The sequence below is a fragment of the Nocardia glycosmidis genome (genome assembly GCF_052545115.1).
The window spans coordinates 1-9,864 of sequence record NZ_JBQWRH010000038.1; the positions used below are offsets into that span (position 1 = coordinate 1).

A 9,864-nucleotide genomic window follows, 5' to 3' on the forward strand; every position below is an offset into this window, starting at 1 on the left:
GATCCGTAGACGAGGCGTCCCTGGCCCGGGCACGGTCGTTGGTCGGGTTGAAGGGCTACGTGTCCAACCTTCCCGCCGAGGTGATGACCGCGGGCGAGGTGATCGGCAAGTACCACGACTTGTGGCAGGTCGAAGCGTGCGGTTCATGATGCACCTGTAGCCGGAACGGGCTGGAGGGGCTGATGATTGGACGTGAGGGCTTGCTGCGGATGGCTGTGGTGGTCGAGCGGTTGAAGCGGCGGGTCGAGGCAACTGTGCGTGTGGAGGCCGGCGGTGAGGCCGGAGCCGATCGAGTGGGCGGATCTGCCTGTGGCGAGCCGGGTCGCGGCGGTCCGGGTGTTGACCGTGATGATCCGCAGGCGTCTGACGTGCTCGGGTGAGGGAGACACCGACGATGAGTGTGCAGATTCCGCAGTGGCCGGGCAAGGTGAGGGCCGAGCACACCGATCGGCTGGCGGTGATCTATGTGCGCCAGTCGACGATGCGTCAGGTGGTTGAGCACACCGAGTCGCTGCGGGTGCAGTACGGGCTGGTCGACCGGGCGATCGCGCTGGGGTGGGCGCGGGATCGGGTGAAGGTCATCGATGCCGATGTGGGGATGTCGGGAGCGAGCACGGCAGGGCGGACGGGTTTCGCGGAGTTGGTCAGCGAGGTCGGGTTGGGTCACGTGGGGATCGTTGTGGGAGTGGAGGTTTCACGGCTCGCCCGGTCGGGCCGGGACTGGTATCAGCTGATGGAATTGTGCGCGCTGGCCGCGACGTTGCTGGCCGACAGTGACGGCGTCTACGATCCGGGCGAGTACAACGACCGGCTGTTGCTGGGGTTGAAGGGCACCATGAGCGAGGTCGAACTGCACCTGATCAAGCAGCGGATGGCCTCGGGTCGCCTCGCCAAGGCCGAGCGGGGCGAGCTGTTCTTCGCGGTCCCGACCGGATACGTGCTGCGCCCGTCCGGGGAGGTCGTCAAGGACCCTGACGAGCAGGTTCGCACGGTTATCGAGCTGATCTTCGACTTGTTCGACGAGTTGGGCACGGTGAACGCGGTGCTGGGGTATCTGGTCGAGCACGGTATCCGGATCGGGGTGCGGTTGCGGGAGGGCCCGGACGCCGGTGAGCTGGAGTGGCGGCGCCCGAGCCGGATGACGGTCAACAACATCCTGCGCCACCCGATCTACGCCGGGATCTACGCGCACGGGCGCCGATCGGTCGATCCGCGGCGGCGGATCGCCGGGCGGCCGTCGACGGGGAAGGTGAGCGTGCCGATGGAGCAGTGGAAGGTGGTGCTGCCGGGCCGGTTGCCTGCCTACATCACCGCCGACCGCTGGCGGGCGAATCTGGCGCGGCTGCAAGCCAATCGGGCCACCGCCGCCACACCGGGTGCCGTGCGGGAGGGCCCGGCGCTGCTGCCCGGGCTGTTGCGCTGCGGGCGATGCGGGGCAAGGATGACAGTGCACTACACCCACCGTGACGGCGTCGTCAACGGATACACCTATGTCTGCTGCCGCGCGCGGGCCGACTACGGCCTGCCCTGCTGTCAGCGTCTGTCCGGCCGATGCGTGGACGCCTACGTCAGCGCGGCACTGCTCGAGATTCTGGCCCCGGCAGCGTTGGAGGTCTCCCTCGCCGCGGCGGCCGAGATCGAGGCCGAACGCGGCAGGCTCGAGACCTTGTGGTCCCAGCGGCTGGAACGAGCCGCCTTCGCCGCCGACCGGGCCGCCCGCTGCTATCGGCTGGCCGAACCGGAAAACCGTTTAGTGGTAAGAACTTTGGAGCGTGACTGGGAACAGGCGCTGACCGAGCTGGAACGGTTACGCGAAGACCACGACCGGTTCCTGGCCGCCACCCCGCCAGTGCTGTCGGCCGCCGACCGTGACCGCATCCGCGGTCTCGCCGCCGATGTCCCGGCCCTCTGGCACGCGGTCACCACGACCAACACCGACCGCAAGCAATTGCTGCGTGCGGTCATCGACGTGGTGACCGTGACCGTGATCGGCGACAGCGAACAGGTCACCACTGAGATCGGCTGGGCCGGCGGGCACCACACCAGCGGGCAACTCACCCGCCCGGTCGCGCGCTTGGAACAACTGTCCTACTACCCGCGGCTGGTCGCCCGCGTGCTCGAACTCGATGACGCCGGCCTGACCGATGCCCAGATCGCCGAACACCTCAACTCCGAGGGACTGCGGCCGCCCAAACGGTTCGAAACATTTGGACCCCAAGCGATCCGGGATCTGGTGAACCGGCTACGCGCCACCACCGGCCGATCCGGCCGCCGCACCCAGCGGCCTGCCCCGCCACCCGGACCGCACACATGGTGGATGCCCGAGCTGGCCGCCGAGCTGGCCATGCCACCGGTCACCGTCTACAACTGGATCCGCCGCGGCTGGGTCACCGCCAACCAGGACACCGACACCCGGCGTTGGATCATCACCGCCGACCCCGCCGAACTCGAGCGCCTGCGCCAGCTCCGCAGCCACCACGTCCGCCGCCGCTGGCACAACGACCCCGCACCCACCGAACCCACCACACACGCAGCCGAACCACAGTTATGAATGCATTGTGGTTGACACACTGAGCGGTCCTTCCGCATGTCGAAAACCGATTTGAAGGCGCGGCCGATGTTCCACCGCACCCGCAACGCGATCGAAGCGCACTTGACGATCGTGTTCACCGCCCTCGCGGTTGCCCGCTACCTGCAAGAATCCACCGGAATCAGCATCGCCCGCCTGGTCCGGGTCCTGCGGCCACTACAAGAGATCACCGTCGTCATCGCAGGCCATCCCCACCTCGCCGCCGACCCGGTCGGTGGCGAAGCCGCCGAAATCCTCACCACCCTCGGCATTCCGCACCCGCGACGACCCGACGTGGGTCACTAAACCTGTGCAACTCAGGATAGAACCGTGGTTGAGGGGTCTCGGTGCGGTGTGCGGCGTCGGCTCGGCGCCGGGAGGCAGGATCGGCTGGTGGAGCGAGAGCCTGGTCGGGTTCACCCGGTCGATGGCGAGTCGACCGATGGCGCCGGCCCCTGCGGCGGTCGCGGCGATCCCGACCGCTCCCGCGGTACTGTCTACAGGGTCCGCTGGCCTCGGTCGGTGGCGCCGGCTCGTTGACGGCGGCGACCGGTGGTCCGGTCGTGTGGTCGGGCACCGGCACCCTGTCGGCGGCGGTGACACCGGGTTCAAGCCGTCGGGCATGACCAAGAACGGTACGCAGTCGACGTCGGGTTCGTGGACGCAGATCACCGGATGGACCGCCGACACCGGCAGCTATCCGGGATCGACGGTGTCGTCGAATGCTTTGGTGTGCCAGGGGGGTAAGGCGTCGGCGGTGGTGTCGGCGAGTGTGGCGTGGACGGCGGGGGCGTTCGGTAACTCGATCCAGGTGCGGTTGAAGCAGAACGGCACCGTGATCGCTACCGGTACTACCGCCACCGTGAGTCCGTCGACCGCGTCCGCGACGGTCACCGTCGGTAACGGTGATTTGGTGACTGTCGAGGTCGTCGATAACGGTCAATGGTCGGCTTACTCGGCGACCCTCACCGCGAGTGCGGGCAGCTACACCCGCATCACCTGACACCACATCCCGCGGCGATAGTGCCCCAGCCTCCCGTTCGAGGCAGGGGCACTATCGTATCTCCCCAGCCTTCCGCACGCCCAGGCACATCGCGCGGTCAGCCGTCAGATTGACGTCGATTGGTCGACGTCTCACCTGCACCGGCGTGGCACGGCAGCCCCAAGCGTCGACAAATCTCGCCAGCAGCGGCGAGTACCCATACCACACTGCCTTCGGCTATGAATCAGCCTGCTGCGCAGGACCCGACGATCACGGAAAGTCAAGGCAAGCCCAGACAGCCACATTCACCTACGCGGGGCGATACCAAGCCCGCGAAGCCGACTGAGCCGATGCCGCTGACTGCTGAGCAGCAGCGGGGATGGTCAGAGCTCGGATTTGATCCTGTTCACGCGGCCGCAGCAGTAGCCGGGCGTGGGCGATCTGCTCGATGTCTTGGTTGTCATCGAGAACGGTCCGCCCAAAGATGGGCAGACCCTGACCTTGTGCAGCGGAATGATCAGCAGAACAGTCGGTCCATTGGCGAACGGGTTGACCGGCCAGCAGAGCACCGTCACCGTGCCCGGCGCGAAACCTTCTCATTCACACCGCACACGGCCTACTCGTTCCGGAAATTCAGCGGCTGTCATCGCCATCAATGCCACCTGCAGCGGCGAACAACACGACCGCGACATCGCACTGCTCAACCAGACCGTGACAAGCCCGCACACCATCGCGCGCCCAGTGTCTCCGGATGCATCGGGTGTCCGGCCGCCGTTGTTCCCGATCCAATGTGACCGGGTTCGGCTGCGGCGCCACTGTCGGCCCGAAGGCGTCTCGGATCTGCGGTGAGTGTGGTCGCCCAGCTTTCCCATAGTCGAACCGCTCGGCTGACGCTTGATATTGACAACCTTGTCCGGCTCGTTCGGGCTACTCCGAGACCGTCTGGTGTTCAGGCGATATACCGCATCGCACGTCTTCTGAATGACATCGTGCCGCTTTCGATCCTCGGATCGGGAGCGGCACTTGCTATTTCCAGCCTTGGTCGCTCTGTGACGGAGCGGCTCCCATGAATGTCGAGGTATCCCTGTGGCCAAAGAGAAGGGCACGTTCAGCAAGAAGCCCCAGAAGGCGGGTGGACCTTCGGCCGCCGAACCCGCCCGACCGACCCAGCCCGACATATCGGGCCGGGCGCAGCCGCTGGTCGATTTCGGTGGCATGCCTGACCTCAGCGGGCTCAAAGAGGGCGACCGGTGGTCGGTCACCCGAACCAACGGTCAGACCGTCAACTACGAGATTCCCGAAGGAAACGGGAACAAGTCCGTGGACATCAGCGTCGTCGGCGCCGACGGCGGATTGCTCGGATCCATGCGAGCCGCCATGAACGAGCGGGGCGGCGGATTCCAGGAGTGGGTCGATGTCAAGGACGGACCGTCGATCTACGTCGGTCAGGATACGACCTACAGCAATCCGTACGCGGGCATCTATAACCAGGGCACGCCGACGACCGGCGCACCTGATAGCGCCAAGGCTTACCTGCCCGACTTCCAGCATGCGTTTCCACTGATCGAAAACGGTGAAGTCGTAGGACAATTGGGAGTCGTACCAAGCCCGGACGGGCACCCTGATGTGTACCAGAATGTCTACCAGGACAAGTACGGAAATCTGAGCTACTGGCGAAACCGGTCCACCGAATCCGGGGGCATGGTCGGGTGGCAGACGGGCGAGATCAACAGCGACGGGGCTGGCTGGCGCATCCTGCCGACCGGTACGTTGGGATCGCCGCAACGCTGGGAGATCCCCGCCGACTCGCCATTGATGTATCGGACCGAGGAGAGCTCGGTCGGTGTCCACATGCAGACACTCGATCCCTCGACCGGCGCCTACAGCGACAGGTTCAGCTCCAAGATCTCCCCGGAGAAAGGCTATTTCACCTTCCGGGACCCACGCGGAACCACCACCAGGGTCGGCGACGACGGCTCACTCGTCGTCGTCGACAGCAAGGGCGAGATCCTCACTCACCGGCCGGCGCCCGAGCGGGTGTATCCAGACAACAGGAGCAACTGGGAGAAAACCTGGGACTACATGGGCAATTCGGCCGAGTCCGTCATCGATGGCACTCGCTCGCTGCTGGGGCAGAACTCGAAGACCTACGGCGGTTCGAATCTGTCGCCCGAGGAAGCCAAGCGCCTGAACCAGAAGGATGCTCTAGCCGGTATGGCCGGCATGTCTCTGGCACTCAGTGCCGGCCTCGCACTGATGGCGATCGACGGCTACGAAGGCACCTTCGGCGGCGGATTGAACGACAACGCCGCATACACCCCGAAGGACAACGTACTCGGGACACTCAACATTCCCTCGCAGCTCGCCATCGGCGCCGACTGGGAGAACTACAACCAGCAACCCGGCCAGACGATCAGTGACGCTGTCCTCGGCACCGCCCTGTTATTCCTCCCCAAACTCCCCCGGGCACCGAAGGAGATCCCGAAGCTCCCCAAGGATTTCTTCCCCGGCTCTGGCGACGGTGGGATGCCATCGTTCCCCAAGGATGCTGTGCCTGCAGGTCTACCCGCTGATAGCCCGGCCCTGTGGGAGAAACCCTGGACGAATGAGTGGTCACACGCCCCCAGCGGGCCGCGATCACTGCCGACTCCGGCTATGGATCCGGGCTCGGGAACACCGACGCCTCGAAGGCAGGTGCCCGCGACACCGGAGGGTGCTGGGCCTCACGGTGATTCAACCCCGACCGACACACGCAGAGGCCTGGGCATTCCCATTCCGTTACCAGGCCAAGGGACCACCGGCCCCGACGCGAACCGCTCCTATGGACCCGGGTCAGCCCCCTGGGCACACAACCCGACCGGGTCGGCACCCACGATCCCCGCTCCTGGTACAAGCGCACCGACCGACCCCCATTCCCCACCGGTCACCCGGCCGAACCCGGCCGATGACCCCAACACATCTCACCAGCGGGTGATGTTTCCCAGCACGAAGCCGGGACAACTTCCGGTCCCGGTCGAGGGGACCTTCTGGGACGGAAACGGGATCCTGCGCAACGGCACCGGCAACCCCCGAGGCCAGCAACCCGGCACCATCGCTCCCAAATCATCGATCAGCCTCAAGGCCGACCTGTTCTGGCTGAAGCAATGGTCGGGCAAACTCGAAGACGTCGACGAAAAGTACCGGCCCATCCTGGCCGCCCACATCGGCCACGTCGCCGACACCCAGGCCTTCCAAGACAGACACCGCGACACCGTCGCACTCCTGGCCAGCCCAAGCGGCGCGAACATCGCCGAACTACTCGGCGGAAGCAGTCGACTAAGAGCCGAGCTGGACCGAATTGAAGCGGTCGGGCTGGACTCAGAGCCGCTTAAGTCTGCGGTGGCCGCGTATTGGCAGGCGCAGGCGCCGATCGATACGGCCAAGGAACTGCTCGGTCAGGCGGGCGCGATCGCGGTCTTGAGATCCGACGGGTGGGAGGTCAACGTCCGCCCCAAAGGCGGCAACAAGCACGATATCGTCGCCTTCAAAGACGGCATGCTCATGATCGTGGAGGCCAAGGGCGGCAACCCGGGCAATCCCAAGGTCGGCGACGCGCTCATTCCCGACGGCGCGTATCAGGCCCAGCAGATGACCGACCCCTACCTATGGCACAAACTCGAACAAGACGCCGCAAAAGACCCTGTCTTCACGCAATGGCTCATCGACCGCGGCATGTGGGACGCGGTGCAGAACGAGGACCCGACCAAGATCGGGTACCGGCTGATCAGAACCGACACCAACGGCAAGATCGACATCTACGGCTCCACCCAAGAAAAGATCGGCGATGCCGTCCCCCCCGACACCGAGATCGGCAAAACCACCGGCAACAAGCCCGGCGCACCCCCGGAAGAACAAAACCCCGGCCCGACCCTGCACGGAGTAGCCCAACCCCTGCCGACCCCCGTCTTCGACTCGGCACCGGTCAACCCACTCAAGGGCCTGCTCAACCGAGCCCGAGACTGGCTCGGTGACCTGGCCCGCGGACACCTCCATGACACCGCGGCACTGTCGCAGCTGGCTGTTGAGGTCCCGGCCGTTCCCACGCTGCAGCCCGGGCTGTGGCCCCAACGCACCCCCACCGATCAATCCCTGACCGTCACCATCACAACCCCCAAGCGCGCCGACCAGGCCATCTCCGAGGCTGAACGGCTCAAATGCTTCACCTACCTGTGAGAGCCGTGTCTGTCAGCAGGATGTGTCAAGCTACAAACCAACCCCGACACCGACAGCCCTGCCTACAGAGAAAGAGCGGTCCACACCGATGCGAGTAGATTCCGACCGGGCCATCCAAGTCATACAGACAGCTAGGGAATTCGACTGGACCTGGACCGTCGCCGACCTGCCGGGCTTCGCCGAACGAGTCGGATGGCAACTCGAGAACTTAGACCAGGAATCACCTCTGCTCACCACCAACCTCGACGTCAACCGCACCAAGGCGACGGTGTACCTCGACAACACGGTACGGCCTGGAACCTCGAGGTCTCTCGAAGGGATTTGGTTCTTCGGCAGCGACGTTGTTCTCGATGATCCAAGTGTGACGCCAGTGTTCAACAACGCGTTCGATGAACTGGCCCAGCGAGTGTTCGAACTGGTGGGGCAGAGGCCGACCCGCTGGTCGCTGCATGAATCGAATCGAAGTCTGGGCTGGGACTTGGACAAGGTCGTCCTGGAACTTGCCACCAGCGGCACGTTTGTCCGTGTCCGGCTGATCAGTCCTGCGTATCAGGCGTGGCAGGACGAGATCGATCGTCGGATCGATCCGGAACTCACTCCCGACCTCGACCCTGTCTGGCGACCGCACTGATTTTCGTCCGCACATGAAGACGACAGGGAGCGCCATGTCGCGGGAAATGATCTTTCCGTGAGGGCTTGGACCGCGAAGATGCTGGGTGTGGTCGGGTTCGGCAGAGTGAACCGTCGGTAAGTGTTGGAGGTGGCCGGTCCGGGGCTGGCTGACAGGGTCGGTGTCGTCGCGACGACCGGCGTGACTCGTGAATCGTCTTGCCTTTTCGATACCCGCGCAATCGTTCCTGGCGCCGTCGGCCCGAGCATTCCCTGGAAAGGCGCGACGAATTCACTCCGCCGTCACATTGGCCGGTCGGCGTCTACCCTGGGCCGAAAAACCGTCAGTGGTACCGCCCCCGCCCAGGAGGAGGGTTGCCCGAAAAGGTCCCGATGCCCGACTGGGCGATTAACGGTGGCCGAGGTGCCCGCAAACCCAGTATTTTTCCCCGGACGAGACTCGCAGGCTCACCGACGAGATTATGGGCAAGGCTCAGCCCGACCCCCGATACCTCAGACCGGCCGGTGAGGGTCCGCGTGCACCGTGGAACTACCCGGACGATCTGCCATACGGCAAGAAATCTCAATTCGGCAGGTTCATCGGTGAGGCGTGGACCCGGGCGAAACTCAAACTGCAGGGATATCGGATCGTCGCCGAAGAGCCCGAAATGACCATCGACACGGAATACGGTCCGAAAACGATAAAACCCGACTTCCTGGCGATCGATGACAACCGCAGATTGGTAGCGGTGGACTCGAAATTCGGGCTTGGCGCAAAATTTGAGGACAATCAGCTTGCCGTAAACCCGCTGGTAGTGGGCGACGGCATCCGCCTCGACGCACGAACCGCGGCGGTTTGGTCCAGACGAAGGGTTTGGCGCGTGGGTTCCAGCTGTTGATGAACTCGCGGATCTTGGTGGTCAGTTCACGGACGTTGCGGAACGTGCCGCGGTGGATGGCTTGACGTTCGACCTGACTTTGGTCAGGGTGTCGGTATTCGGGGATGCGTGTTGCGGTTTCGATCTCCCATCTTCGGTGGCAGGCAGCGGCGAGATCGTCGGCGGGATCAGCGAGGGTGGTCAGCAGTGCGATCAGTTCCCCGTCTTTGATGCGGTCAGGCACGTCACATACGCCGCGACATGCTGCGGCAGTTATCCATCCGACCGAGCCCTCGCACCGAGACCCCGTTATCGACCCGATCTCGATCTACCGCTCCTGCCCAGCGCACCAAGAATCACCTGATCCGGACGTGCCACCACAGCAATGGCCACGACCTGCGAGAGTGCGCCCCGCCATACGAATATCAAGCAACACAACGACACGGGCGCACCACTCAAGCCACGTGGCGTTGACTTATAGTTGTACCAAGATCTATCCGATCAGATCCCACCGTTGCCGCGGGGACTATCTCGCCAACGGTGTTTCCGGCGTTGTTTCTCAGTAGGTTTGGGCGTCGGGCCAGCGGTCGGCGAAGGTGATCGCGAACGCGTTG

At 64.6% G+C, this 9,864-nt stretch carries 5 protein-coding genes and 1 pseudogene; all 6 read left to right on the top strand.

Going from position 1 to position 9,864, the window contains the following annotated elements:
• Window positions 1-394: 394 nt before the first annotated feature.
• The 6 genes and pseudogenes from ACT86A_RS27215 (at window position 395) to ACT86A_RS27240 (ending at window position 9,271) form a co-directional block, all read left to right on the top strand.
• Window positions 395-2,551: a recombinase family protein gene (locus tag ACT86A_RS27215; protein ID WP_445095081.1), complete on the top strand. Its 2,157-nt coding sequence runs from the start codon at window positions 395-397 to the stop codon at window positions 2,549-2,551.
• A gap of 15 nt (window positions 2,552-2,566) precedes the next feature.
• A pseudogene (locus ACT86A_RS27220) lies at window positions 2,567-2,875 on the top strand (IS1634 family transposase); the annotation flags it as partial.
• Between the two features lie 316 nt (window positions 2,876-3,191).
• Window positions 3,192-3,572, top strand: a complete 381-nt coding sequence (locus ACT86A_RS27225) for a hypothetical protein (RefSeq protein WP_445095082.1) — start codon at window positions 3,192-3,194, stop codon at window positions 3,570-3,572.
• Between the two features lie 1,065 nt (window positions 3,573-4,637).
• Window positions 4,638-7,763, top strand: coding sequence for a hypothetical protein (locus ACT86A_RS27230; protein ID WP_445095083.1), 3,126 nt, complete (start codon window positions 4,638-4,640; stop codon window positions 7,761-7,763).
• Window positions 7,764-7,785: 22 nt separating this feature from the next.
• Window positions 7,786-8,394, top strand: coding sequence for a DUF6301 family protein (locus ACT86A_RS27235; protein WP_445095084.1), 609 nt, complete (start codon window positions 7,786-7,788; stop codon window positions 8,392-8,394).
• A 460-nt stretch (window positions 8,395-8,854) separates the two neighbouring features.
• Window positions 8,855-9,271 carry a hypothetical protein gene (locus tag ACT86A_RS27240; protein ID WP_445095085.1) on the top strand — a complete coding sequence of 139 codons (417 nt, stop codon included), beginning with the start codon at window positions 8,855-8,857 and terminating at the stop codon, window positions 9,269-9,271.
• Window positions 9,272-9,864: the final 593 nt, after the last annotated feature.